22 protein-coding genes and 1 pseudogene are annotated in these 25,922 nt (G+C 69.7%); 16 read left to right on the top strand and 7 right to left on the bottom strand.

Features of this window, described 5'->3' with window-relative positions; genetic code table 11:
• Window positions 1-422 precede the first annotated feature (422 nt).
• Window positions 423-1,586: a polyamine ABC transporter substrate-binding protein gene (locus tag ACZ5VQ_RS45415; protein WP_469110114.1), complete on the top strand. Its 1,164-nt coding sequence runs from the start codon at window positions 423-425 to the stop codon at window positions 1,584-1,586.
• Between the two features lie 78 nt (window positions 1,587-1,664).
• Here the strand turns inward: ACZ5VQ_RS45415 and ACZ5VQ_RS45410 are convergent, their stop codons facing one another.
• Window positions 1,665-2,312 carry a dihydrofolate reductase family protein gene (locus ACZ5VQ_RS45410; protein WP_469110109.1) on the bottom strand — a complete coding sequence of 216 codons (648 nt, stop codon included), beginning with the start codon at window positions 2,310-2,312 and terminating at the stop codon, window positions 1,665-1,667.
• 268 nt (window positions 2,313-2,580) lie between these two features.
• Between ACZ5VQ_RS45410 and ACZ5VQ_RS45405 the strand changes: the two genes are divergently transcribed.
• From ACZ5VQ_RS45405 to ACZ5VQ_RS45395, 3 genes are all read left to right on the top strand, one after another.
• A complete protein-coding gene (locus tag ACZ5VQ_RS45405; protein WP_469110108.1) occupies window positions 2,581-4,362 on the top strand; it encodes a vWA domain-containing protein in 1,782 nt (593 codons plus the stop codon).
• A gap of 111 nt (window positions 4,363-4,473) precedes the next feature.
• On the top strand, window positions 4,474-5,331 hold the full coding sequence (locus tag ACZ5VQ_RS45400) for a hypothetical protein (RefSeq protein ID WP_469110107.1): 858 nt from the start codon (window positions 4,474-4,476) through the stop codon (window positions 5,329-5,331).
• 40 nt (window positions 5,332-5,371) lie between these two features.
• Window positions 5,372-5,953: a hypothetical protein gene (locus ACZ5VQ_RS45395; protein WP_469110106.1), complete on the top strand. Its 582-nt coding sequence runs from the start codon at window positions 5,372-5,374 to the stop codon at window positions 5,951-5,953.
• Window positions 5,954-5,980: 27 nt separating this feature from the next.
• Here ACZ5VQ_RS45395 and ACZ5VQ_RS45390 read toward each other — a convergent pair whose 3' ends face one another.
• Complete coding sequence (locus ACZ5VQ_RS45390; protein ID WP_469110105.1) at window positions 5,981-7,138, bottom strand: serine hydrolase domain-containing protein; 1,158 nt, start codon at window positions 7,136-7,138, stop codon at window positions 5,981-5,983.
• A gap of 286 nt (window positions 7,139-7,424) precedes the next feature.
• Between ACZ5VQ_RS45390 and ACZ5VQ_RS45385 the strand changes: the two genes are divergently transcribed.
• Both ACZ5VQ_RS45385 and ACZ5VQ_RS45380 read left to right on the top strand, forming a co-directional pair.
• The gene (locus tag ACZ5VQ_RS45385) at window positions 7,425-8,699 is read left to right on the top strand and encodes an alginate lyase family protein (protein WP_469110104.1); all 1,275 of its coding nucleotides are present in this window, start codon (window positions 7,425-7,427) and stop codon (window positions 8,697-8,699) included.
• A 23-nt stretch (window positions 8,700-8,722) separates the two neighbouring features.
• Entirely contained in the window at window positions 8,723-10,384 is a 1,662-nt protein-coding gene (locus tag ACZ5VQ_RS45380) for an RNA polymerase sigma factor (RefSeq protein WP_469110103.1), read from the top strand.
• Here ACZ5VQ_RS45380 and ACZ5VQ_RS45375 read toward each other — a convergent pair.
• Window positions 10,323-10,730 (bottom strand): winged helix-turn-helix transcriptional regulator, encoded by a 408-nt coding sequence (locus ACZ5VQ_RS45375; RefSeq protein ID WP_469110102.1) that lies wholly within the window; start codon window positions 10,728-10,730, stop codon window positions 10,323-10,325. The two genes, ACZ5VQ_RS45380 and ACZ5VQ_RS45375, sit on opposite strands and share 62 nt — an antisense overlap.
• A 73-nt stretch (window positions 10,731-10,803) precedes the next feature.
• Between ACZ5VQ_RS45375 and ACZ5VQ_RS45370 the strand changes: the two genes are divergently transcribed.
• Window positions 10,804-11,403 (top strand): NADPH-dependent F420 reductase, encoded by a 600-nt coding sequence (locus ACZ5VQ_RS45370; protein ID WP_469110101.1) that lies wholly within the window; start codon window positions 10,804-10,806, stop codon window positions 11,401-11,403.
• Here ACZ5VQ_RS45370 and ACZ5VQ_RS45365 read toward each other — a convergent pair.
• Both ACZ5VQ_RS45365 and ACZ5VQ_RS45360 read right to left on the bottom strand, forming a co-directional pair.
• Complete coding sequence (locus ACZ5VQ_RS45365) at window positions 11,400-12,092, bottom strand: glycerophosphodiester phosphodiesterase (protein ID WP_469110100.1); 693 nt, start codon at window positions 12,090-12,092, stop codon at window positions 11,400-11,402. The genes ACZ5VQ_RS45370 and ACZ5VQ_RS45365 overlap by 4 nt on opposite strands.
• A gap of 28 nt (window positions 12,093-12,120) precedes the next feature.
• Window positions 12,121-13,214: pseudogene (locus ACZ5VQ_RS45360) on the bottom strand (adenosine deaminase).
• 99 nt (window positions 13,215-13,313) lie between these two features.
• Here ACZ5VQ_RS45360 and ACZ5VQ_RS45355 point away from each other — a divergent pair.
• Window positions 13,314-14,195, top strand: a complete 882-nt coding sequence (locus ACZ5VQ_RS45355) for a DUF4190 domain-containing protein (protein ID WP_469110099.1) — start codon at window positions 13,314-13,316, stop codon at window positions 14,193-14,195.
• Between the two features lie 31 nt (window positions 14,196-14,226).
• On the opposite strand, the gene ACZ5VQ_RS45350 is transcribed toward ACZ5VQ_RS45355, so the two are convergent.
• Window positions 14,227-14,784 carry an NADAR family protein gene (locus ACZ5VQ_RS45350; protein WP_469110098.1) on the bottom strand — a complete coding sequence of 186 codons (558 nt, stop codon included), beginning with the start codon at window positions 14,782-14,784 and terminating at the stop codon, window positions 14,227-14,229.
• Window positions 14,785-14,991: 207 nt separating this feature from the next.
• Here ACZ5VQ_RS45350 and ACZ5VQ_RS45345 point away from each other — a divergent pair, with 207 nt between their 5' ends.
• From ACZ5VQ_RS45345 to ACZ5VQ_RS45310, 8 genes are all read left to right on the top strand, one after another.
• Window positions 14,992-16,512, top strand: a complete 1,521-nt coding sequence (locus ACZ5VQ_RS45345; RefSeq protein WP_469110097.1) for a gamma-aminobutyraldehyde dehydrogenase — start codon at window positions 14,992-14,994, stop codon at window positions 16,510-16,512.
• A gap of 50 nt (window positions 16,513-16,562) precedes the next feature.
• Window positions 16,563-17,807, top strand: a complete 1,245-nt coding sequence (locus ACZ5VQ_RS45340) for a polyamine ABC transporter substrate-binding protein (RefSeq protein WP_469110096.1) — start codon at window positions 16,563-16,565, stop codon at window positions 17,805-17,807.
• Window positions 17,804-18,976 (top strand): ABC transporter ATP-binding protein, encoded by a 1,173-nt coding sequence (locus ACZ5VQ_RS45335; protein WP_469110095.1) that lies wholly within the window; start codon window positions 17,804-17,806, stop codon window positions 18,974-18,976. Before ACZ5VQ_RS45340 ends, ACZ5VQ_RS45335 begins: the two co-directional genes overlap by 4 nt.
• Complete coding sequence (locus tag ACZ5VQ_RS45330; RefSeq protein ID WP_469110094.1) at window positions 18,976-19,905, top strand: ABC transporter permease; 930 nt, start codon at window positions 18,976-18,978, stop codon at window positions 19,903-19,905. The genes ACZ5VQ_RS45335 and ACZ5VQ_RS45330 overlap by 1 nt, the downstream gene beginning before the upstream one ends.
• The gene (locus ACZ5VQ_RS45325; RefSeq protein WP_055617187.1) at window positions 19,906-20,706 is read left to right on the top strand and encodes an ABC transporter permease; all 801 of its coding nucleotides are present in this window, start codon (window positions 19,906-19,908) and stop codon (window positions 20,704-20,706) included.
• 76 nt (window positions 20,707-20,782) lie between these two features.
• Entirely contained in the window at window positions 20,783-22,210 is a 1,428-nt protein-coding gene (locus ACZ5VQ_RS45320; protein ID WP_469110093.1) for an NAD(P)/FAD-dependent oxidoreductase, read from the top strand.
• A 118-nt stretch (window positions 22,211-22,328) separates the two neighbouring features.
• Window positions 22,329-22,781 carry a bifunctional DNA primase/polymerase gene (locus ACZ5VQ_RS45315; RefSeq protein WP_200395586.1) on the top strand — a complete coding sequence of 151 codons (453 nt, stop codon included), beginning with the start codon at window positions 22,329-22,331 and terminating at the stop codon, window positions 22,779-22,781.
• Window positions 22,782-22,986: 205 nt separating this feature from the next.
• On the top strand, window positions 22,987-24,786 hold the full coding sequence (locus ACZ5VQ_RS45310) for a chitinase (RefSeq protein ID WP_469110092.1): 1,800 nt from the start codon (window positions 22,987-22,989) through the stop codon (window positions 24,784-24,786).
• Here the strand turns inward: ACZ5VQ_RS45310 and ACZ5VQ_RS45305 are convergent.
• Complete coding sequence (locus ACZ5VQ_RS45305; protein WP_469110091.1) at window positions 24,774-25,403, bottom strand: phosphatase PAP2 family protein; 630 nt, start codon at window positions 25,401-25,403, stop codon at window positions 24,774-24,776. The genes ACZ5VQ_RS45310 and ACZ5VQ_RS45305 overlap by 13 nt on opposite strands.
• Window positions 25,404-25,922: the final 519 nt, after the last annotated feature.

The following is a 25,922-nucleotide window of genomic DNA, read 5'->3' as shown; positions in this document are numbered from 1 at the left end:
CGGCGGAAGGCGAGTACTTTTTTCGCCCCCGCCGCCCCTACCCTCCCCCACTCTCGGCTTCGCTCGAGCGGGGGGACCCCCATCGTCCCTTTTCGGGGGCCGGCCCCCGAACCCCCGCTCCTCAAACGCCGGAGGGGCTGAGGATTCGGACGCCGGAGGGGCTGAAGATTCGGATGGTGGAGGGGCTGAAGGTTTCGCAGCCCGGGCCGACACCTTCAGCCCGTCCGGCGTTTGAGGACGAGGACGTTCAGGCCGATGAGCGGGGGTCTGGGGGCGCAGCCCCCAGGGACGGACGGGACGGGTAGGGGCGGCGGGGGCGACACTCTGTCGTCCCCGGGGCGGACCGCTCGACGCAGCGTCCATTGCCCGCCCGGCAGGGCAAACGGCATGCTGCCCACGTGCCAGCGAACCCGAGAACTCGAATCTCCCGCCGCAGCCTGCTGCGCACCCTCGGCACGGGCGCCGCCACCGCACTGGCAGCCGGCTGCGGAGTACCGGCAGCGTACGTCGCGCCCTCGGACCGGTCGAGAAGCGACCTGTCGGCCACGGACAAGCGCCTGACCTGGGCCAACTGGCCCCTCTACATCGACACGGACGACGAGGACGAGTCGAGGCGCCCCACCCTGGATGCCTTCGAGAAGCGCACCGGGATCGAGGTCACGTACACCGAGGAGATCAACGACAACGACGAGTTCTTCGGGAAGGTCAGCCCCTCCCTGATGAACCATCAGGAGACCGGCCGGGACCTGATGGTGATCAGCGACTGGATGTGCGCGCGGTTCGTACGCCTGGGCTGGGTCCAGGAGATGGACAGGTCCAGGCAGCCCAACGTCACCAAGTACCTGGACCCACAACTGCGTTCACCGGCCTTCGACCCGGGCCGGGGGTACACCGTGCCGTGGCAGTCGGGGATCACCGGCATCGCGTACAACCGCCGCGCGGTCGGCCGCGAGATCCGGCACGTCTCCGACCTGTGGGCGGACGACCTCAAGGGCCGCGTCACGCTCCTCTCCGGTCTCGACGAGGCGTTCGCGCTGCTCATGCAGGGCAACGGTGTCGACATCACCAAGTGGACCGCGGACGACTTCCACACGATGTGCGAGCAGGTCGAGAAACTCGTCCGCACGGACCACATCCGCCGTTTCACCGGCAACGACTACATCAAGGACCTGTCGAGCGGCGACGTACTGGCCTGCCAGGCGTACAGCGGTGACGTGATCCAGCTCCAGGCCGACGATCCCGACATCGAGTTCGTCGTCCCGGAGGAGGGCGCCGAGCTCTGGTCCGAGTCCCTGATGATCCCGAACCTCGCCCGCCACAAGGCGAACGCGGAGACGCTCGTCGACTACTACTACGAACCGTCCGTCGCCGCCGAGCTCGCCGCGTGGGTCAACTACGTCTGCCCCGTCCCGGCGGCCCAGGACATCCTCGCCTCCTCCAAGGACGAGGAGACCGCCGCCCTCGCCGAGGACCCGCTCATCTTCCCCGACACCGCCATGCGCAGGCGGCTCGCGATCGCCCGGGACATCACGGCGAAGGAACGCACGGAGTTCGCGAAGCGGTGGAACGCGATCGCGGGGCTGTAGAGGGTCGCGCGTTCAACCGTGACGAGGAATCTGGGGAACCTTCCGACGGGCCTCGACCGACGCGGTTCACCAAGGTGTTCAGAGGCCCGCACGCGTGAACGTCACATGCGTCACTCCGCTGGGCGAGGAAGTGGCCTCGACCTCGTAGTCCTTCTCGGGGCCCTCCAGTCCGTCCCAGAGGCGTACGCCTCGGCCCAGGAGGATCGGGGTCACCACGACGTGCAGGCGGTCGATGAGTCCGGCGGCAAAGAAGTCGCGGACCACGGTGGGGCCACCGCCGATGCGTACGTCCTGGCCGTCCGCCGCCTCGCGGGCCGTAGCGAGCGCCTCGGCGGGTGAGGTGTCGAGGAAGTGGAACGTCGTGCCGCCCTCCATCTCGATCGACGGGCGCGGGTGATGGGTGAGGATGAAGGTCGGTGTGTGGAAGGGCGGGTTGGGCCCCCACCAACCTTTCCAGTCCGGGTCCTCGTGCCATCCGGGGTAGCCGAACTTGCCGGCGCCCATGATCTCGGCGCCGATCCCGGGCTCGAACTGCCGCGCGAAGGCGTCGTCGAGGCCGGCGGTTCCGCCGGAACGGCCGGTCATCTCGTGCCAGAACCGGGTGGTGAACATCCACTGGTGCAGCCTTTCGCCGGCGTGGCCGAAGGGCGCGTCACGGCTCAGGCCCTCACCGGTGCCGAAGCCGTCGAGTGAGATGGAGAAGTTGTGGACGCGGGCGAGTGACATGGTCGGCGACACCTTTCCCTTGTTCCAGCGATCGATGGTGGTCGCCATGGTGGCGGACGACCAACGCCAAACCTCCCAGGTCGCATAGATCAACTCAATCCGTGTCGAACCTGACTCGCCTCAGCAGTGCCGCGCCGGGCCCACGAACACCCCAACTTCCTTTGTGGGAAAGGCCATTGACATCGCAGCGCGCTGTGTAGACCGTGTGATGACACGCGTCTCATTGTGTGTGAGTCCGCCTCGGGTGAGGCATGGACACGGGGGTGTCATGGGGAACGCACGCAGGCTGCCCATGCTGGTGGCGGTCATGGTGGGGCTGGTGCTGCTCGTTGCCGTCGGCGTGGTGGTGAGCGCGGCCGTCGGTGGTTCGGACGACGACTGCGACGTACGGCTTGAGGTGAACTCCTCGACGGAGAAGGGCGATCTGCTCTCCGTCCTGGCCGAGGACTACAACGACGCCGGGCGCGAGCTCACGGGCGGGAAGTGCGCCCGAGTGGCGGTGTCGGAGACGAGTTCCGGCGTGGCCAAGGACGCACTGGCCCAGGGGTGGGACGAGCGGCGCGACGGCGCGCCCGAACCGCAGGTGTGGACGCCGTCCTCCTCGCTGTGGCTGACACTGCTGCAGCGCGACGCGACCGCTGCCGACCGCAAGCTGCTCACCGACGAGAAGCCGCAGTCGCTTGCCACCAGCCCGCTGGCGATCGGCATGCCCCGGCCGATGGCGGAGGCACTCGGCTGGCCGGAGAAGAAGATCGGCTGGCGGGATGTGCTGTCGCTGACGGAGAAGGGCTGGGCCTCGAAGGGGCGGCCCGAGTGGGGCCGCTTCAGCCTGGGCAAGGACAACCCGCACACCTCCACCTCGGGCCTCGGCGCGACCGTGGCCACCTTCTACGCCGCCACCGGCCGCTCCAGCGACCTCACCGTGAAAGAGGTCGAGGACCCCAGGACCCGGCGGTTCGTGGCCGGCGTCGAGGCGGGTGTCCTGCACTACGCCTCCGACGCGACCGCGTACATGGCCAACCTCGCCGAGGCGGACGCCGACGGACAGGCACTGTCGTACGCCAGCGCCATCGCCGTACAGGAACAGCTGATCCACCTCTACAACCAGGGCAGCCCCACGGGCGAGACCGAGCGGATCGGCAAGGGGAAGAAGCCGCAGGTGCCTCTGGTGGCCGTGCACCCGGCCGACGGCACGCTCATGTTCGACCACCCCTTCGCGGTGCTGCCCACGGCGTCCAGGGACCAGCGGGCCGCGGCGGCCGATTTCCGTGCCTTCCTGCTGGAGGACGCCCAGCAGCGCCGCTTCCAGCAGACCGGATTCCGCGACCACGAGGGCAACGCGGGCAGCGAACTCGCCCGCTCGGTCAGCCTGTCCGAGCAGAGCCAGGGGAACCTGTCGCTGATCGACCCGCCCGCGGTCGACGTGCTGGCGGCGGTCCTGGACAGCTGGGACGAGCTGCGCAAGAAGGCCCGGGTGCTGCTCGTCATGGACGTCTCCGGGTCGATGAACCAGACCGCGGGCGGCGGACAGAGCCGGATGGAGGCTGCCAAGAAGGCCGCCGCCGACACGCTCGATCTCTACCACCCCGACGACGAGGTCGGCCTGTGGGCGTTCTCCACCGAGACCGACGACCACCCCGAGCCGTACCGGGAGATCGTGCCGCCCCGCCCCGTCCGTGACAACGAACAGCGGCTCACCGAGGCCATCAACGGGCTCAACGCCGAAGGCGGCACCGCCCTCTACACCACCGTGCGCGCCGCCCAGAAGGAGATGCTGGCCGACCTGGACACCGACCGCATCAACGCCGTCGTCGTCCTGACCGACGGCCGGAACGAATACCCGGCCGACAACGACCTCGACTCACTTCTGCGCGACCTCGACGCCAGTCAGCTGGAGCGCTCCGTACGCGTCTTCACCGTCGCCTTCAGCGGCCAGGCCGACTTCGGCACGCTCACGAAGATCGCCACCGCAACCAAGGCCACGTCGTACGACGCCCGCGACCCGGCGGTCATCGACAAGGTGATGGTCTCCGTCATCAGCAACTTCTGACCCGGCACAGCACGTGAAGCACAGCACGTGAAGACGGGCTCGGCCTCATGGGCGGTACCGACAGACCACATCTCATGGGCAGTACAGACAGAAGAGAAGAGAGAGGACACGATGGGCAGCCGTCTCCTTCCCGCCGCCGCGGTCGCGCTGTTCGCCGTCGCGGGCAGCGTCACGGCTCTCCTCGCCGGTGCCCCGGCCGCCGCCGCCCTGCCGGTCGGTGCGGGCGTCGGCGGCCTCGTATGGGGGGCGCATGCCCTCACCGGCCGTCTCACCCGCCCCGCGGCGTCGGCATCCGCGAGGCCCGCGACCGGCCGGGCGGATGCCCGGGACGCGGATCGGCCGACGGACCCGCTGTCCGACCCGCCGTCCGGGTCACTGTCCGAACAGCCCGCCGACGCCGTCCGATGGCTGAACCGCGCGTCGGCGGCCGCCGACCGGCTGCAGCACCAGTGCCGACAGAGTCCCAACGCCTCGCTCTGGCCGACGCTGGCAACGGCGGCGACATCCGTACGGGCCGCGGCCGACCGGCTGACGGCGGCGGCCGAGGCGGTCCGCGTCATCGACACCAGCGGTACCAGCGGTACCAGCGGCACACCCGCCGACCACGAGGTCCTGCGGTGTGACCAGGAGCGCCTGGAGGCAGAGGCCCGGGCCCTCCCCGACGGCCCGCTGCGGCGGGCCAAGGAGGACGCCGCGCGCGCCACGGGCGAACGCGCCGCCACCCTGAAGCGCCTGGCCGAACTGCGCCAGCTCCTGATCACCACCATGGAGGCCACCGCCCTGCGCCTGGAAGCCGCGGCGGAGCGTGGGGCCATGCTGCTGTCCCTCCAGGCCGCGACGGACGCCTCAGCAGCCCCTCCGGATCTCACCGCACTCGACCACGAGCTCGACGCCGTACAGAGCGGACTCGACACGCTCGACGAGATCACCCGCTCCCTGCACGGCACGGCCGAGGACCGGCCGGAGTGAGGGAGTCGGCCTGCGCGGGCGAGGGCGCCTCATCTTCACGATGACGTGGTCCCTGGTCGTCGTACCGACCCTGGTCGTCCTGGCGTCGCGCAGCTACGGAACGTCATGGGTGGCGGTGTTCGTCCTCCTCGCCATCGTCTCGGGCGCCACGGGTCTGGCGATCGGCCACCCCTTGGTCCACCCGTACATGGCGGACGCCGCGCCGCGAGAGCTCCTGACTGCGGCGCCCGGGCTCACGGCAGCCGCTCTGATCTTCACCGCACCGGGGCCGGCTCCCTGGGCCTTCCACGAGCCGGCCGGGCAGTCGGCGCAGGTCCGCGTCATCGAGGCCGAGCCCGTCACCGACGACTATGGCGAGGACACCGGGCTCACCTACTACCGCGTCGCGGACGCGGCGACCGAGCGTGACCTCGGCCGCATGCGGTTCGGCCCGCGGACACGCGTACCCGCCGGCGCCGTCATCACCGCCTCCGTGATCCCGGACGGCTGGTCGCCGCCCATCGCCACCGAACGCCTGAAGGACGCCGACGCCCTCGCCACCACATTCACCGTCCTCGTCGCCGTTCATGTCCTTGCCTGCGCCGTCACGGCAGCGGCCTGGCCCCGCGAGACCCAGAGCTGAGCGCCCCGGGCCGCCCGGGCCGGATCCTCAGCTCCCCGTTCCGAACGCCGCCCCCACGATCCGCTCCGCCACCGGGTTCATCTCCTCGCTCTTCGCGTCGGTCGCGTTCACCGAGTACACGAGGGTGCGTGACAGATTGCGCGTGGCGGCGATCACCGTGCTGTAGCCGGGCCTGGCACCGGACTTGGCCCAGATGACTGTGTCGTCGTCGAGCTTGAACTGCTGGAGACCGGCGCTCATCGTCGCGTTCGGCACGTCCGGGAGCGTGAACATCTCCTTGTCCAGGAGGGGTTGGGGGACCAGTCGGCCGCGGAACAGTGCGACGAGCAGGCGCTCCAGGTCCTGAGTCGTGGAGATCATGTCGCCCGCGGCCCACCGGTCCGACATGTTCCACTCGGTGGCGTCCACCAGCCTGCCGTCAGCCAGGATCTGGTAGCCGCGGTTGTGCGGGCCGTGGATACGGGGGTCGGGCCCGCCGGGGAAGGACGTGTGACGCATCCCGGCCGGCCGCAGGACCCGTACGGCCGCCTGGTGCTCGTAGGTGTCGCGGGTGACCTTCTCGATGAGCAGGCCGAGCACGGTGTAGTCGATGTTGGCGTACTTCTGCCGCTCACCCGGGCAGAAGGCGGGGCCGGCGGCGACGGACGAGGCCACGACCGCCTCCGGGGTCAGCGTCTCGAACCGCCGCTCGTACCCCTCACCGTTCACGTCACCCAGCGTCGCTCCCGGCTTCAGCCCGCTGGTGAAGGTCAGCAACTGCCGTACGGTGATGGGCTTGAAGGCCTTCGAGAGGAGGCCGGGGAGGTAGGTCTGGACGTGTCCGTCCAGGTCGATCCTGCCTTCGGCGGCGAGCTGCAGCACGACGGCCGCGGTGACCACCTTGGTGGTCGAACCGGCCCTGAAGCGCCCGTGTTCCAGAGCCTTGCGGCCACTCGCCAGGTCGTGCACCCCGGCACTGCCCCGCCAGGTGCCGGCCTTGCCCCCGACACGTACGAGCGCGGCCGTCGTGTCCTTGTCCGGAATTCCCTTGAGCGCTTCGCGTAAGGCCTTGTCGGTCTTCGGGTTCACGGTCTCCCGTACGACCGCCGTGGGGGAGGGGGCGGCGAGCGCGGTCCCGGCCAGGGGCCCCGCGGTGAGGCCCAGGACCACGACGGCGGCACAGGCGGTACGGATACGGAGATGCATCGGCTGACTCCCAGGGGTGGTCGGTGACCTTCATCCTCCGGTCGTACGCCGTTGCCGCGGATCCTCTCCGAGGAGGGCACCGACCCTGACCGCGACCCTCATCAACTGCCGTGCGGGACAAGGGGGTTGTCAGGGGTTGCCCCTAGGGCGACGCATGCCTTCACGAGAAAAACTGTTATCCCGGAAGCCTCTCCTCCGTCTCCTGTGCACATACGCACCACACGCACCACACCGAGCGCGGGCAACACACAGCGCACACGCCCCTCCATCCGCACAGGAGTTATTCGTGGCAGAGCACAACAAGCACCGCTTCAGCCGTCGCAGCGTCCTCCAGATCGCCGGCGGTGTCGCCGCCGCGGGAGCCGTCGGTGGTATCGCGGTCTCGTTGAGCGGTGGCGACTCGGCCGACGCGGCGCAGACCGGCGCCTCCCCGTCGCCCGGCGAGTCCGCCGGGAAACCGGTCTTCGCGCACCCCGGGATGCTGCACAACGCCGGCGACCTCAACCGGGCCAAGGTGCGCGTCGCCGCCCGCCGGGAGCCCTGGACGGCGGGCTGGCAGCGGCTGACCGCGAACCGGCACTCCGCGAGCACCTGGACCCCCAGGCCGCAGACCACGGTCGTCCGCGGCGGCACCGGCCAGAACTACGTGACCCTCTACAACGACATCCACGCCGCCTACCAGAACGCCCTGCGCTGGAAGATCGCCGGCACGAAGGAGAACGCCGAGGCGGCCGTCGCGATCCTCAACGCCTGGTCGGCCACGCTCACCACGGTCACCGGCAACGCCGACCGGTTCCTGGCCGCCGGGATCTACGGCTACCAGTTCGCCAACGCCGCCGAGCTGGTGCGCGACCACGCCGGCTTCGACCTGGCCCGCTTCCAGAAGATGATGCTCAAGGTCTTCCACCCCATGAACGAGGACTTCCTCACCCACCACAACGGCGCCGTCATCACCAACTACTGGGCCAACTGGGACCTGTGCAACGTGGCTTCGGTCATGGCGATCGGCATCCTCTGCGACGACAAGGCCCTGTTCGACCGCGCGGTGGAGTACTTCAAGAAGGGGGCGGGCAACGGCTCGATCGGGAACGCCGTCCCCTTCGTCCACGAGTCCGACGGCCTCGCCCAGTGGCAGGAGGCCGGCCGCGACCAGGGACACACCGCGATGGGCATGGGCCAGATGGGCGCGATCTGCGAGATGGCCTGGAACCAGGGCGTCGACCTCTACGGCTACGACGACAGCCGGTTCATGAAGGCCGCCGAGTACGTCGCCAAGTACAACCTCGGCGGCGACGTGCCCTTCACCAAATACAGCTGGCGCAGCGGCACCGGGAGGGGCAAGTACAACGAGCAGGCTGTGATCTCCGACATAGCGCGTGGAGAGATTCGTCCCGTTTGGGAGATCCTGCACTATCACTACGCGCGCCGCCGTCGGCTCTCCGTTCCGAACATCACGGCCATGGCTGAGAAGGTGCGTGCGGAAGGCGGAGGCGGTGACTACGGCCCGAACAGCGGCGGCTTCGACCAGCTCGGCTTCGGGACGCTCCTCTACGCCAAGTGACACCTCCTCGGGAAGGGACGGACGTGAACGGGCGGCAGTGGCGTACGACGATCGCGGCGGCGCAGGCCGGTGACCGGCGCGCGCTCGACGAACTCGTCGAGGGCTGGCTGCCGCTGGTCTACAACATCGTCGGCCGCGCGCTGAACGGTCACGCGGACGTCGACGACGTCGTGCAGGAGACGATGCTGCGGGCCGTCGACAACCTCGGCACCCTGCGTGACCCGGACAGCTTCCGCTCCTGGCTGGTCGCCATCGCCATGCGTCAGATACGCGACCGGGCCAGACGCCGGACCTCCGAGTCGCTGGCCGACGACGCGGCCCAGGAGGCCACCGACTTCGCCGAACTCACCGTGCTGAGGCTCCAGTTGGAGGGCCAACGGCGCGAGGTCGCGGAGGCGGTGCGCTGGCTCGACGACGAGGACAGGCAACTGCTGTCGCTGTGGTGGCTGGAGGTCGCGGGCGAACTTACCCGGCGTGAACTGGCGGCGGCCGTCGGCATCAGCCGCCAGCACACCGCCGTACGCGTCCAGCGGATGAAGGCCCGCCTGGAGGCCGCGCGCGGCATCGTGCGGGCACTGGACTCGTCCTGCCCCGAACTGCGCGAGCTGACCGCCCGCTGGGACGGGCGCCCCGACTCGGTGTGGCGCAAGCGGCTGGCCCGGCACATCAGGGGCTGCCGTCACTGCGCGGCGCCCGGCGAGGCGGTCGTACCGGCCGAGCGGCTGCTCGTCGGGCTCGCGCTCGTCCCGATCCCGGTCGGCTTCACGCTCTCGCTCGCCCTCGGCGGCAAGACGGCGGCAGCCGCGACGACCGCCGCCACGGGGGTCGGCTGGTCCGCCAAGGTCGTCGCCGCGCTCACCAAGCCCGTGGTCGCCATGACGGCCGGGGCGACCATCGTCGCGGGCGGCGCGTACGTCGTCACCCAGCCGGACTCGGCCCCGCCGAAGGCCGCCGCCCCGCCCACCGCGGCGAGCACCTCGCGCCCGAAGGCACCGAGTCCCACCGCGAAGCCCAGCCCGTCACCCTCCCCCAGCAGAACCCGCAAGGACCTGTACGGCACGGTCGTCGACGCCGTCGACAGGGCCCCGGACCCGAACGCGCGGCCCGCGGACCTGCCGCGCCGCCCCGATTCCGGCCTCACCAGCACCGGCGGCCCCAAGGCCGTGATGCAGCACCGCGGGGACAGCGTGACGCTCAGCGGCCAGGGCTATGTGCTGGTGCGCTGGCAGATCTCCCCCAAGTCGCGGCCCGGCGCCCTGGTCATGCCGGCCTGGACCGGCCTCAAGGGGAAGCTGTTCCACGTGGCGTCGGGCGGCGGCCGCCGGATGGACGACACCTTCGCGGAGAACGCCGACGGCTACACCTCCGGCATGGGCGGGCCGCGTGTCGGATACACCGTCCTGCCGGCCGGCACCCAGCAGATGTGGCAGAACGAGTACTTCTACGTCGACGGCACCGTCACCCTCGTCCAGAACGAGCGGGGCGCCGACTACGGGCTGATCGTCTTCCCGTCGAACCGGGACGCCGTGACCAAGGACGTCATGACCGGCCCCGCCCAGGGCGCCATCCGCTACGGCCTCGTCCGCGACACCGGAGAGGACACGGCACCGGTCCCGCAGTACGTCACCCGCTCGAGACCGGCCGACGCGTCGACGGTCCGTCAGAAGTCGCAGGTGACGGGCTAGTTGCCCGGTCCTGTGCGGCCATCACCTCGTCCCCGTGGTCGAAGGCCCATGCCCCGAATGTCTCGATCGGATCGAGCAACGTCCGTCCCAGCGCGGTGAGTTCGTACTCCACGCGAGGCGGCGACCCGGTGTACGCGCGCCGCACGACCAGACCGTTGAACTCCAGCCGCCGCAGGGTCTGGGTCAGGACCTTCTGGCTGATCCCGCCTATGTGTTCACGCAGTTCGCCCGGCCGCCGGGACCCGTGCCGCAGCGCCCAGAGGACCACGGCGTTCCAGGTGTTGGAGAGCAGGTCGAAGGCGAGCCGGGCACGGCAGTCGGCGAGGAAGAACGGTTCGGTGCTCACATACCGAATGGTGCCCGAGCGGCTGCCTACTGTCGTGGGAGATCGACCCACGGACCGGAGGAGGCAGGGGCGTATGCGGATAGGGATTCTCGGCACGGGCGGCATGGCGGACGCGCTGGGCACGCAGTGGCGGCGGGCCGGACACGAAGTACGCGCGGGAAGCCGATCGGGCGGGTTGAGGGAGGCGGCCGAGTTCGGCACGGACGCGGTGCTGCTGGCGCTGCCGTACGCGGCGGTGGTCGACGTGGTCGCCGGTCTTGAGGACGTACTGCGCGGGCGGGTGCTGATCGACTGCACCAACCCGGTGGGCCCGGGCTTCGCCCTGCTCACGGCGGGCGGGCCCGCGGCGGCCGAGCGGATCGCCTCCGCCGCCCCGGCCGCGCCCGTCGTCAAGGCCTTCAACCTCTGCCACGTGGACGTCTGGCGGCTGACTCCGCCGGTCTTCGACGGCCGCCCGCTGGCGGTCCCGCTCTGCGGCGACGACGAGGCGGCGCTGACCGTCGTACGCCGGCTCGTACGCGACCTGGGCTGCGAGCCGTTGAACGCGGGCGGCCTGGACCGGGCCGGGCTGCTGGAGGCGACGGCGGCACTGCTGATCGGACTGTGGGTGGGGGAGGGGGCGGACGCCCAGGCGATCGCCCCGCCACTGGAGTTCGCGCGGCCCGCTCGCTAGGCCTTCGGTCCCTTGCGCAGGGCGCAGAGCGTGTCGATGCGGTTCGTGGTGATCGAGTCGACGCCCGCGTCGAAGAGGCGCCGCATGGAGCGGCCGGTGTCGGGCGTCCACACCGACACCAGATACCCGTCGCGGTGCGTACGGGCGATCACGTCGCGATTGGCAAGCCCGAAGCGGTAGTTGAGCCACCGCGGCCGCACCGCGTCGAGCAGCGCGGGCCGCGGGGGCGCGAGGGTCGTCCAGGTGAGGGCGATCTCCGCGGCGGGGTCGGCAGCGCGGACGGCGAGCATGACGTCGGCGCCCGCGCAGTAGTACACGCGCTCCTCGGCGCCGAGGTCACGGATGACACCGATGATCCGGCGGACGGCACGCGCGTCCGCCGGACCCGGCAGATCGACCATGAACCGGCCGTCGTCCGTCGACTTCAGCGCCTCCTCCAGCGTGGGAACACCGCCGAAGGTCAGGCCCCGCACCTCGTCCGAGGAGAGCGACACCAACGGCCGGTCCTGCTCCCACAACCGCTTCAGCGTGCTGTCGTGCAGCAGCACGGGCACGCCGTCGCGGGTGAGCCGGACGTCGATCTCCACTGCGTCCGCGCCCTGTTGGAGCGCTGAACGCAGGGAGTCGATGGTGTTCTCGCGGACGCGGTAGGGGTCGCCGCGATGGGCCACGGCAGTCACGGTACGCATGGGCCCATTGTGCTGGGTCTGTGCCGGCTCAGGGAGCGAGCCAGTCAGAGGTGTACGTGTCGATGTCCGCTGCGAGCTTCGCCTTGCCGGTGTCGTCGAGGAAGGAGACCTCGACGGCGTTCTTGGCGAGTGCGGCGAGACCCCACTCGTCGAGGTCGAGGAGGCGGGCGGCCACCGCGTACTCGTTGTTGAGGTCGGTGCCGAACATCGGCGGGTCGTCGGAGTTGATCGTGACGACGACTCCGGCCCGGACGAACTCCTTTATGGGGTGCTCGTCGAGCGTGCGGACCGCGCGGGTGGCGATGTTGGACGTCGGGCAGACCTCCAGCGGGATCCGGTGCTCGGCGAGGTGCGCGAGGAGCTTCGGGTCCCGGGCGGAGCTGGTGCCGTGCCCGATGCGCTCGGCGCGCAGATCGGTCAGCGCGTCCCAGATCGTCTCCGGTCCCGTCGTCTCGCCCGCGTGCGGTACGGAGTGCAGGCCGGCCGCGATCGCACGGTCGAAGTACGGCTTGAACTGCGGCCGGGGCACGCCGATCTCGGGTCCGCCGAGCCCGAAGGAGACCAGGCCCTCCGGGCGGAGCTTGTCGGTGGTGGCGAGCCGGACCGTCTCCTCGGCGGATTCGAGCCCCGCCTCGCCCGGAATGTCGAAGCACCAGCGCAGCACGGTCCCGAAGTCGGCCTCGGCGGCCGTGCGCGCGTCCTCGATCGCCTCCATGAAGGCGCCCTCGTCGATACCGCGACGGGTCGACGAGAACGGCGTGATCGTCAGCTCGGCGTAGCGGATCTGCTGGCGGGCCATGTCCCGGGCGACCTCGTACGTCAGCAGACGTACGTCCTCGGGGGTTCGGATGAGGTCGACGACGGACAGGTACACGTCGATGAAGTGGGCGAAGTCCGTGAACGTGAAGTAGTCGACCAGGGCCTCGGGGTCCGACGGCACCTTGGAGTCGGGGTGGCGGGCGGCCAGTTCCGAGACGATCCGGGGGGAGGCTGAGCCGACGTGGTGCACGTGGAGTTCGGCCTTGGGCAGTCCGGCGATGAAGGCGTGCAGGTCGTGGTGGTCGGTCAAGGGTTCCTCCCCGGGAACGGCGCCCGGCCGTGTGTCCGGCGGACGCGGGTGATCGGCTGATCGATGGTTCAGGGATCATCGTAGGACGCGGTCCGTGCGGGGGAGGCCCGGCCCGTAGCATGACGCTACGTACGACAGAGGGGACTCCGCGCATGTCCGACGACGCGCAGACGCCGGGTGCGGCGGCCGGCGACGAATCGGGGGCCCGCCCCGAGGACGCGGCTCCCGCGGCGAAGGTCCCGCTGAGCAAGCCGTCCGCCGAGCCGAACCCCTGGGCCCCACCGGCGGACGCGGCCCCTGGAGAGCGGGCCGGCCCGACGCCGCCTTCGGTGCACGACCAGCAGACGGTGACATCGCTGCCGGGCGGGGCGCCGCAGGCTCCGGGCACGGGCACTCCGGTGCCGCCCGGCTCGGGCTCTGTGCCCCCGGCGACCCCTTCGACTCCCTCGGCCCCCTCAGGCCAGCAGCCCTGGGCCAACCCGTTCGCGCCGCCGGCCGCCTCGGCCCCGCCGAACCCCTTCGGGCCTCCCGGAGGGGCACCCCACCCGTACGCGCCCCCGGCCGGGCCCCACCTCCACCCCGCTCCCGGCTCCTCCGTCCCCCCGCCTCCCATCGCGCCCGAGGGCCCCGGCCAGGTGCCGTACGGATACGGCTACCCGGGATACCCCGCCTACGGTGGCCCCGGCGGGGGTCCCGGCTACGGCTGGCCGGGGATGCCCATGGCGCCCAGCAACGGGCTGGGCACGGCAGGGCTCGTACTCGGCATCATCGCGGCGGTCGGCTTCTGTCTCTGGCCGGTCGCCCTCGCCTGCGGGATCCTCGCGGTGATCTTCGGTGCGATCGGGCGCGGCAAGGCTCGCCGCGGTGAGGCCACCAATCCCGGTCAGGCGCTGGCCGGCATCATCTGCGGTGCCGTCGGCATAGCCCTGGCCATCGCCTTCGTGGTGGTGTTCCTGATCGTCCCCGACGACTCCGAGAGCGACTCGGGAACCGTCGACGACGGCTTCAACACGTCACTGACCGTCAACAGCTGACCTCCGACCGGCCCACGACGGCCCGCAGTCGTCACCCGGCCCGCAACCGCTCCCGCGCCTCCATCAGCGCGAACCCCAGCAGGTTCGGTCCCCTCCACCGCTCGGGATCGAACGCGTGGTCGTCGTCCGCCGCCAACCCGATCCCCCACACCCGGTCAAGAGGGCTGGCCTCAACGAGGACCCGCTCACCCGTACCCACCAGGAACGCCGCCAGCGAACCGTCCGCGGCGAACTTCCGCACGCTCCCCTCCACGACGATCCCGAACCGCTCCCGCTCCCAGACGGCCTCGTCGAACCCCCGCACCAGCCGCCCCGCCTTCTTGGCGAGCGCGGGATTCGGCGCGTCGAGAGCGAGCCGCTCGGCCCGCTCGTCACCGAAGAGCCGCGCTTTCCGCGCCATCATCCAGTGCTCGGCAGTCCGGTACTCCACGCCGTCCACCGTGAACGGCGAGGGCCACCACTGACTCAGACAGCTCGCCCCCACCTGCCCGTCGGCCCGCGCCCGGTGCCCCCAGAAGTGGAGGTACTTGACCTTCGTCCCCGACCGGACCGCGCTGACCAGCGCGTCCCGCGAATCGATCTTCCCCATGCACGCGAGTCTGGCAGGAACCACTGACACTCCGTCCCTCCTTTTCCAAGCGAACTCGACACCTGGTCGACAGATTCCGTCGCGTAACCAAAAGGCAACAACGGAATCACTTGTTGGAGGGCCGTTGCTCTGTCAGGATCGGCACTCAAATCGAGCTGGAGCTACGCCGACCCCCGGTACACGGGGAGGACGGCGGAGGAGAGCGACATGCACAATCCGGGCCATCGCTTCCAGGCACAGGACCGCTTCGAGGCAGGCGCGCAGTACATCGCGGGCCGGCTCACGAAGGGCACGTCCGGCCGCACCCACGCGGTCGTCGACCCGGCCACCGGCGACGACGTCTACACGTACGAGCTGGCGAGCACCGTGGACGTGGACGCGGCGGTCGCCGCCGCCCACGAGGCGTTCCCGGGCTGGGCCGCCACCACCCCGGGCGAGCGCTCGGACGCCATGCACCGCTTCGCCGCCGTGCTGGCCGACCGCGCGGAGGAGTTCGCGAGGGCGGAGTCCCTCCAGTGCGGCAAGCCGATCAAGCTGACCCGGGAGTTCGACGTCCCGGGCACGATCGACAACACCGCCTTCTTCGCGGGCGCCGCCCGGCATCTGCAGGGCCAGTCCGCTGGCGAGTACTCCGGCGACCACACCTCGTACGTACGCCGTGAACCCATCGGTGTCGTCGGCTCCATCGCGCCCTGGAACTACCCCCTCCAGATGGCCGCCTGGAAGGTCCTCCCGGCGATCGCCGCGGGCAACACCATCGTCCTGAAGCCCGCCGAGCTCACCCCGCTCACCTCGCTGCTGTTCGCCGAGGCGGCCACCCAGGCGGGCATCCCGGACGGTGTCGTCAACATCATCACGGGGGCCGGCAAGGACGCCGGTGAGCATCTCGTCGGGCACCCCGACGTCGCCATGACCTCCTTCACCGGCTCCACGGCGGTCGGCAAGCGCGTCGCCGAGATCGCCACCGCCACCGTCACGCGTCTCCACCTGGAGCTCGGCGGCAAGGCGCCCTTCGTGGTCTTCGACGACGCGGACCTGGAGGCCGCCGTGCACGGCGCGGTGGCGGGCGCCCTCATCAACACGGGCCAGGACTGCACGGCCGCCACGCGCGCGTACGTGCAAAGGCCCCTCTACGAAGAGTTCGTCTCCAGGACCGCGGACCTGATGGCGACCGTCCGGCTCGGCGACCCGTTCGCGCCGGACACCGACCTCGGGCCGCTCATCTCGTTCGCCCAGCGCGACCGCGTCGCCGGATTCGTCGACCGGGCGCGCTCCTACGCGCGCGTGGTCACCGGCGGCGAGATCCCGCAGGACCTCAAGCACGGCGCGTACTACCGGCCCACCCTGGTCGCGGACGCCGCGCAGGACAGCGAGATCGTGCAGTCCGAGATCTTCGGTCCCGTTCTCGTCGTCCTGCCCTTCGACAGCGACGACGAAGGCATCCGGCTCGCCAACGACACCCCGTACGGCCTCGCCGCCTCCGCCTGGAGTCGTGACGTGTACCGCGCGAACCGCGCCACGCGCGAGATCAAAGCGGGCTGCGTGTGGGTCAACGACCACATCCCGATCATCAGCGAGATGCCGCACGGCGGCTACAAGGCGTCCGGTTTCGGCAAGGACATGTCCTCGTACTCGTTCGAGGAGTACACCCAGATCAAGCACGTCATGTTCGACAACACCGCGGTGGCCAGGAAGGACTGGCACCGCACGATCTTCGGGGACCGCTAGTCGTCACCGGCCAAGACCAGGCCGCACCCTCCCGAAAGGGCACCACGAGCATGGAGCAGTACGAGCCCGACAGCCTGTCCCCGGCCCAACTGGCCGCCATGCGGCGCAGCCTCAGGAACGGTAGGGCCTCCCTCACCCGCCGTTCGCTGATGCGTGCGTCCGCCGGCGGCGCGCTCGCGCTTGGCGGGCTCGGGACGCTGAGCGCCTGCGGGATCCCCGCGGCGAAGAACACCGCGGGCGTCTCGTCCGAGGACCACTCGGCCAAGGAGAAGCAGATCAACTTCTCCAACTGGACCGAGTACATGGACGTCGACGACAGCGAGAAGCACCACCCCACGCTCGACGAGTTCACGAAACGCACCGGCATCAAGGTCAAGTACACCGAGGACATCAACGACAACGTCGAGTTCTTCGGGAAGATCAAGCCGCAGCTCGCGGCGGGCCAGGACACCGGCCGCGATCTGATCTGCGTCACCGACTGGCTGGCCGCCCGGCTCATCCGCTTCGGCTGGGTGCAGAAGCTGAACGCCTCCAACCTGCCGCACGCGTACGCCAACCTCTCCCAGCAGTTCCGTACGCCGGACTGGGACCCGGGACGCGCGTACTCCTACCCCTGGACCGGTATCTCCACGGTCATCGCCTACAACAAGAAGGCGCTGGACGGCGTGGAGGTGAAGTCGGTCTCCGACATGCTCGACAACCCCAAGCTCAAGGGGCGCATCGGCTTCCTGTCCGAGATGCGGGACAGCATAGGGATGACGCTGCTCGACCTCGGCAAGGATCCGGCGAAGTTCAGCGACGACGACTTCGACGCGGCGATCGCCCGCCTCCAGAAGGCCGTCGACAAGGGCCAGATCCGCCGCTTCACCGGCAACGACTACACCTCCGACCTCACCAAGGGCGACCTCGCGGCCTGTGTCGCCTGGGCCGGTGACGTCGTCCAGCTCAAGGCGGACAGCCCGGACGTCGACTTCGTCATCCCGGAGAGCGGCTATCTGACGTCCACGGACAACCTGCTGGTCCCCAACAAGGCGCGGCACAAGACCAACGCCGAGCGGCTCATCGACTACTACTACGAGCCCGCTCCGGCCGCGCAGCTCGCCGCGTACATCAACTACGTCTGTCCCGTCGACGGCGTGAAGGCCGAGCTGGCGAAGATCGACGAGTCGGCGGCGGACAACCCGCTGATCATTCCCGACGCCGCCATGGCGGCCAAGTCCCACTCCTTCCGCTCGCTGAGCACGAAGGAAGAGACGTCGTACGAAGAGAAGTTCGCAAAGCTGACGGGGGCGTGATCACCGTGACCACGAAGAACAGCACAGACACCGGTGGCGACGTCCGCCTCTCCGGAATCAGCAAGACCTACGGCGCCTTCACCGCCGTCCACCCGCTCGACCTGACCGTCCCCCAGGGCTCGTTCTTCGCGCTCCTGGGCGCCTCGGGCTGCGGCAAGACCACCACCCTTCGCATGATCGCCGGTCTGGAGGAACCTTCCTCCGGCTCGGTCCGGCTCGGCGACCAGGACGTGACGAACCTGCCGCCGTACAAGCGGCCGGTGAACACCGTCTTCCAGTCGTACGCGCTCTTCCCGCACCTCGACATCTTCGAGAACGTCGCCTTCGGTCTGCGCCGGCGCGGCATCAAGTCGGTGAAGAAGCAGGTCGAGGACATGCTGGAGCTGGTCCAGCTCGGTGAGCAGGCCCGTAAGAAGCCGCACCAGCTCTCCGGCGGCCAGCAGCAGCGCGTCGCCGTGGCCCGCGCGCTGATCAACACCCCCAAGGTGCTCCTCCTCGACGAGCCCCTCGGCGCCCTCGACCTCAAGCTGCGCCGCCAGATGCAGCTGGAGCTCAAGCGCATCCAGACCGAGGTCGGCATCACCTTCGTGCACGTCACGCACGACCAGGAGGAGGCCATGACCATGGCCGACACGGTCGCCGTGATGAACGCGGGCCGCGTCGAGCAGCTCGGCTCGCCCGCCGACCTCTACGAGAACCCGAACACCACGTTCGTCGCCAACTTCCTCGGCACCTCGAACCTCATCGAGGCCGAGGTCGACACCAGGAGCGGCGACGAGATCGTCCTCAAGGCGGGTGGCGGCAAGCTCGTCCTGCCCGAGGCGCGATGTTCCGCGCCCACGACGGCCGGCGGCAAGGTCCTCGTCGGCGTCCGCCCCGAGAAGATCTCGCTCACGCACGCCGACGACGCCGGCGAGATCCCGGCGGGCCGCAACCGCATCACCGGCACGATCGCCGACTCCAGCTTCACCGGCGTCTCGACGCAGTACGTCATCGACAGCCCGGTCTGCCCCGAGTTCGAGGTCTACGCCCAGAACATCGACCGCGACTCCCGGCTCGTGCCCGGCACCGAGGTCGTCCTGCACTGGAACCCGGCCCACACCTTCGGCCTGGACGCCGCTCAGGACATCGACGCCGGCATTGAAACGGTCGAGGAAGAGGCGGCCTGATGACGACCGTCACCGACGCGCCACCCCTGGCGCCCACACCCGCTCCCGAGGAGCGCCCGCCTCGGAAGAGAGGGCGCCTCACCCCGTACTGGCTGCTGCTCCCCGGCATCCTCTGGCTGCTCGTCTTCTTCGCGCTGCCGATGGTCTACCAGGCCTCCACGTCCGTGCAGACGGGCTCCCTGGAGGAGGGCTACAAGGTCACCTGGCACTTCGCGACGTACTGGGACGCGGTGGCCGACTACTGGCCCCAGTTCCTGCGCTCCATCGCGTACGCCGGCACCGCCACGATCCTGTGTCTGCTGCTCGGCTATCCGCTCGCGTATCTGATCGCGTTCCGCGCGGGCCGCTGGCGCAACCTGATCCTGATCCTGGTGATCGCGCCGTTCTTCACCAGCTTCCTGATCCGTACGCTCGCCTGGAAGACGATCCTCGCGGACGGCGGCCCGGTCGTCAGCGCCCTCAACTCGCTGCACGTCCTGGACGTCACCAGCTGGCTCGGCATCACGGCCGGGGACCGTGTGCTGGCTACACCGCTCGCGGTGGTCTGCGGTCTCACGTACAACTTCCTGCCGTTCATGATCCTGCCGCTCTACACCTCCCTTGAGCGGATCGACGGGCGGCTGCACGAGGCGGCGGGCGACCTGTACGCGAAGCCGTTCACGACCTTCCGCAAGGTGACGTTCCCGCTGTCGATGCCCGGTGTCGTCTCCGGGACGCTGCTGACGTTCATCCCGGCGAGCGGCGACTACGTGAACGCCGATCTGCTCGGCTCCACCGACACCCGCATGGTCGGAAACGTCATCCAGACGCAGTTCCTGCGGATTCTCGACTATCCGACGGCCGCGGCTCTCTCGTTCATTCTCATGGCCGGGATCCTCGCCATCGTCACGCTCTACATTCGCAAGTCCGGGACGGAGGATCTGGTTTAGATGGCCCTCGTACGCTGGCTGAAGCGCCGTCTCGTCGTCATCGCGGGTCTGCTGACCCTCGGTTATCTGCTGCTGCCGAACATCGTCGTCACGGTGTTCTCCTTCAACAATCCGAAGGGGCGCTTCAACTACGAATGGCAGCAGTTCTCCACGGACGCCTGGACCGATCCCTGCGGGGTCGCCGACCTGTGCGGCTCGCTCTCGCTGAGCCTGCAGATCGCGGCCTGGGCGACCCTCGGCGCGACCGTCCTCGGCACGATGATCGCCTTCGCGCTCGTCCGCTACCGCTTCCGGGCGCGCGGCGCCGTGAACTCGCTGATCTTCCTGCCGATGGCGATGCCCGAGGTCGTGATGGCCGCCTCGCTGCTCACGCTCTTCCTCAACCTGGGCGCGCAGCTCGGCTTCTGGACGATCCTGATCGCCCACATCATGTTCTGTCTGAGCTTCGTGGTCACCGCCGTCAAGGCCCGGGTCATGTCGATGGACCCGCGGCTGGAGCAGGCCGCCCAGGACCTGTACGCCGGTCCCGTGCAGACCTTCGTCCGCGTCACCCTGCCCATCGCCGCCCCCGGAATCGCCGCCGGAGCGCTGCTCGCCTTCGCGCTCTCCTTCGACGACTTCATCATCACCAATTTCAACGCGGGCTCGACCGTCACCTTCCCGATGTTCGTCTGGGGCTCGGCCCAGCGCGGAACACCCGTTCAGATCAATGTCATCGGTACGGCCATGTTCATCGTCGCCGTACTGTTCGTGCTGGCCGGAATGGTCATCGGCAACCGCCGAAACCGCCAAAAGGCATAGCGCTTCAGGGAACGTCAAGAAACGTCAAGAACCTCAAGAAACTTCAAGAAGGCAGCAGTCGTAGGGAGTTGAAATCATGGCCCCAAGCGCCATGAGCCGTGACAAGAACTGGGCGAAGTCGCTTTCGGACGTCCAGCCGGTCTCGTACTGGCTGGACGACCCGGGCAAGCCCCGCCCCGAGCCCGCGCTCACCACTGCCGAGACCTGCGACCTGCTCGTCGTCGGCGGTGGCTACAGCGGGCTGTGGACCGCGCTCCTCGCCAAGGAGCGCGACCCCGGGCGCGAGGTCGTCCTGGTCGAGGGTCGCGAGGTGGGCTGGGCCGCCTCGGGCCGCAACGGCGGTTTCTGTGCCGCCTCCCTCACCCACGGCCTGTCCAACGGCCTGACCCGCTGGCCCGACGAGATCCACAAGCTGGAGGAGCTGGGCGCCCGCAACCTCGACGGCATCGAGGCCACCGTCGCCCGCTACTCCCTCGACTGCGACTTCGAGCGCACCGGCGAGATCGACGTCGCCACCGAGCCGTACCAGGCCTCCGAACTCCGCGACTGGTACGAGGAGTTGGAGCGCCGCGGCCTGGCGAACGGCGTCGAGTACCTGGACACCGAGGCCGTACGGGAACAAGTCGACTCACCGACTTTCCTCGCGGGCCTGCACGACCGCCGCGGCGTCGCCATGCTGCACCCCGCCAAGCTCGCCTGGGGCCTCAAGCGCGCCTGCGTCGAACTGGGTGTCCGCGTGTACGAGAACACGCCCGCGCTCACCCTCAAGCCGTACGGCGCCGGTATGGCCGTACGCACTCCGTACGGCAGTGTCCGCGCCCGCCGGGTCGCCCTCGGCACCAACATCTTCCCGAACCTGGTCAGGCGGGTGCGCTCGTACACCGTCCCGGTCTACGACTACGCGCTGATGACCGAGCCGCTGACCGCCGACCAGCTCGCCTCCATCGGCTGGAAGAACCGGCAGGGCCTCGGGGACTCGGCGAACCAGTTCCACTACTTCCGGCTGTCCGCCGACAACCGGATCCTGTGGGGCGGCTACGACGCGGTCTACCCGTACGGCGGCCGGGTGCGCGCCGAGTACGACGACCGGCCGGAGACGTACGCGAAGCTCGCCGGGCACTTCTTCACCTGCTTCCCGCAGCTGGAGGGCGTCCGCTTCAGCCACGCGTGGGGCGGCGCGATCGACACCTGCTCCCGCTTCTCCGCCTTCTTCGGCACGGCGCACCAGGGCCGCGTGTCCTACGCGGCGGGCTATACGGGCCTCGGCGTCGGTGCCACCCGCTTCGGTGCGGACGTGATGCTCGACCTGCTGTCGGGGGAGCGCACGGAACGTACGTCGCTGGAGATGGTCCGCAAGAAGCCGCTGCCCTTCCCGCCGGAGCCGTTCGCGTGGACGGGGATCGCGCTCACCAAGTGGTCGCTGGCGCGGGCGGACGCGCACGGCGGCCGGCGCAATCTGTGGCTGAAGACGATGGACCGGCTGGGGCTCGGCTTCGACAGCTGAGACCGTGTGACCCGCCTCACTCTCAACAAGTTGTCAGAACCCGCGTAATGCCAGGCCCGAACCTCCCTCTCTCCTGTGACGCGACCAGCGTCGACACGAGAAAAAGGGAGGTTCCGCCATGACAGGGGCCAAGACGGCGGTCGAGTGGCTGGCATCCGTCGCTCCGGATCCGGAGGCCTGCCGCTGGGAGTGGGAGCGCAACCCCTTGGGGGTGGCGCTGCTGCCGGCGGGCAGGGCCTGGGACGTACTCATCCTGCCGGGCGAGCTCGGCTATCCGACGCTCGACGTGCTGACCCGGGTGCTCGATCAACCGGGTCCGGTGCTCGTCGACTTCGGCGACGCCCGGATGGGGTTCTTCGTGCCCGCGGGCACGGCGGCCCGCTGGCTCGGCACGGGGGTGCGCACGGCGGGGCACGGTACGTGGATCGTGGTGCCGTATCCGGGGAGGTCGACCGGCGGGGTCCGCTGGCTCGTCCCACCGGACGGCTCCGGCACACTCACCGACCCGACGCTGCTGGAACTGGCGATGCACGAGGCGGCGGCGGGCCTGGCGACCGATGACCCCAGCTAGCCGCCGATGACCGCGACCAGTTGCTGATGGCCACGACCAGTCGCGGATGACCGCGGCCGGCTGCCGATGACCACGGCCGGCCGGAGTTGACCGTGGCCAGCCGCAGTTGACCGCCGCCAGTCGCCGGAGGTCTTGACAACCTGGATTGGTCTGGACCAAATTGGGCGCGCTCCACCCTCCAATTCCCCCACGCCAGGAGGTACTTGTGGATCGCGTCAGATCAGTCCTAGCCCTCTGTGCGGCCACCGTCCTGGCCGTACCCGGCATCACCGCACTCTCGTCGGCCGCCCGTGCGGCCGACGCGGACCTCGCCAGGAACGGCGGGTTCGAGGCGGGCCTCGACGGCTGGGCCTGTACCGCGGGCAGTGTGGTCAACTCGCCCGTGCGGAGCGGCGGTTCGGCACTGAAGGCGACCCCGGCCGGCAGTGACAACGCGCGCTGCGCGCAGACCGTGACCGTCAAGCCCGACTCCCAGTACACGCTCGCCGGATACGTCCGGGGCGACTACGCCTACCTCGGCGCGAGCGGCACCGGAACCACCGACGTCTCCACCTGGACGCAGTCCGCGCCGGACTGGCAGCGGCTCACCACGACCTTCCGCACCGGCCCGTCCACCTCCAAGGTCACGATCTACACCCACGGCTGGTACGGCACCGGCGGGTATCACGCCGACGACATCTCCCTGGCCGGCCCGGGCGTCGACGCCGGACAACCGCCGGCCGCACCCACCGCTCCCACGGTCGGCACGGTCACCTCCACCAGCGTCGCCCTGTCCTGGCCGTCCGTCCCCGGCGCGACGGGCTACGCGATCCACCGCAACGGTACGAAGATCCAGTCGGCGAGCGACACTTCGGCCACCGTCTCCGGGCTGTCCCCCTCCACGGCGTACTCCTTCCAGGTCACGGCCGTGAACGAGGCGGGCGAGTCCGCGAAGTCCCCGGCCGTCACGGCGACCACGACATCCGGTCCGGGTGGCGGCGACCCCGCGGACCTCCCCGCCCACGCCCTGGTCGGCTACCTCCACGCGAGCTTCGCCAACGGCTCCGGCTACACGCGCATGGCCGACGTCCCCGACAGCTGGGACGTCATAGACCTGGCCTTCGGCGAACCCACCTCGACCACCTCCGGCGACATCCGCTTCGACCGCTGCCCGGCCGCCGAGTGCCCGAACGTCGAGAGCGACGCCGAGTTCAAGGCGGCGATCAAGGCGAAGCAGGCGGCGGGCAAGAAGGTCCTGATATCCATCGGCGGCCAGAACGGCCAGGTGCAACTGACGACCACGGCGGCCCGCGACACGTTCGTCACCTCGGTCTCGAAGATCATCGACACCTACGGTCTGGACGGCCTGGACATCGACTTCGAGGGCCACTCGCTCTCCCTGAACGCCGACGACACCGACTTCAAGAACCCGAAGACACCGGTGATCGTGAACCTCATCTCGGCCGTGAAGACCCTCAAGGCCAAGTACGGCGACGACTTCGTCCTGACGATGGCGCCGGAGACGTTCTTCGTCCAGCTCGGCTACCAGTACTACGGAACCGGCAAGTGGGGCGGCCAGGACCCGCGCGCCGGTGCCTACCTCCCGGTCATCCACGCCCTGCGCGACGACCTCACTCTTCTCCACGTCCAGGACTACAACTCGGGCCCGATCATGGGCCTCGACAACCAGTACCACTCCATGGGCGGCGCCGACTTCCACATCGCCATGACCGACATGCTCCTCACGGGCTTCCCGGTCGCGGGCGACGCCAACAACGTCTTCCCGCCCCTGCGCCCCGACCAGATCGCCATCGGCATGCCGGCAACGACGAACGCGGGCAACGGCCACGTACCGTCCGCCGAAACCAACAAGGCCCTCGACTGCCTCACCAAGAAGACCAACTGCGGCTCCTACACGACCCACGGCACCTGGCCCGCCCTCCGCGGCCTGATGACGTGGTCGATCAACTGGGACCGGTTCGGAGGGTGGGAGTTCTCGAAGAACTTCGACAGCTATTTCGGTTGACGAGCCGTGTCGCCGCCGGGGCTCGTGACCATCGCGAGCCCCAGCAGCAGCATGGCGCTCAGACACCAGCTCCCCGCCACATCCAGCGGCCAGTGGTAGCCGCGGCGGACCAGGCCGAAGCTCACCGCCGTCACCAGGACCACGCAGCCGATGACCAGTTCGCGGCGGCGGTAGCGGCTGTGGAGCCAGGGGAGCAGGAGGAGGACGGCCGCCCCGTAGGCGACGGCGGCCGTGGCCGTGTGGCCCGAGGGGTAGTAGCCGTCGCCTGCCATACCGGGTGGGCCGGTGCGGCCGACGGCTTCCTTCAGAGGTACGACCAATGCCGGTACGGCGGCCATCGCTACCAGTGCCGCGAGCGACGGGAGCCACCAGCGGGGCAGGCCCGCGCGCCGGGCCCGCCAGGACGCATACACAACGACCGCGAGCAGCACCGGAACGGCCACCACGAGGTTGCCGAGGTCCGCGAGAAACTCGGCGGCGCCACTCGGCAGACGACTGGCCCTGACCTCCCCGGCCAGCCGCTCGTCCGCCCGCCGCACAGGACCGTCGACGGCTGCTTGCCAGGTCAGGAGGGCGAAGAGGAGGACAAGCGGCCCGAGGACCCAGACCGGGGGCACCGAAACTGGGTGTCCTCCAGCCTGACGCTGACTGCCAGGCGCATGTGGCGATGAACGCCGATCCGGAACGCTAGCCATGCCCCACACCTTGCCAGCCATGATCGCCCGGTATGACGATGGCGCCCCTTAAGGGGCGCGGGGAACTGCGCGACAAGCCCCCACCAACCCGCAGCCACACCACAAACACAAGCCACGCAAACGCGCCGAAAGGCTTGCACCAGGGGGGTAGGTGCAAGCCCTTCGGTGGAACCGATCAGATCGGGTTGTCGCACGCCCCGGGGGGTTTGGGGCGGGCGACTGTCCGATCGGTGAGGAGACCCGAAACCAGAGGCTCCGGTTGTGTGCGCGAGGCACGCCCAGGGCGGAAGCTGGGGAGGCCCCGTCCCGGTACCGTCCACAGTCCCCTGTGGCCGGGTGTATCTCTCATCTGGGTAGAACCTACGTCAGGGCCGAGGCCTCCGACAGGTGGATTCGCGTCCCGCCATGCACCTCGCACACGTTCTTCACACGCCCCGCTCC

The organism is Streptomyces sp. NPDC033178, assembly GCF_055577685.1.
This window is presented reverse-complemented; position numbering and strand designations above follow the sequence as displayed.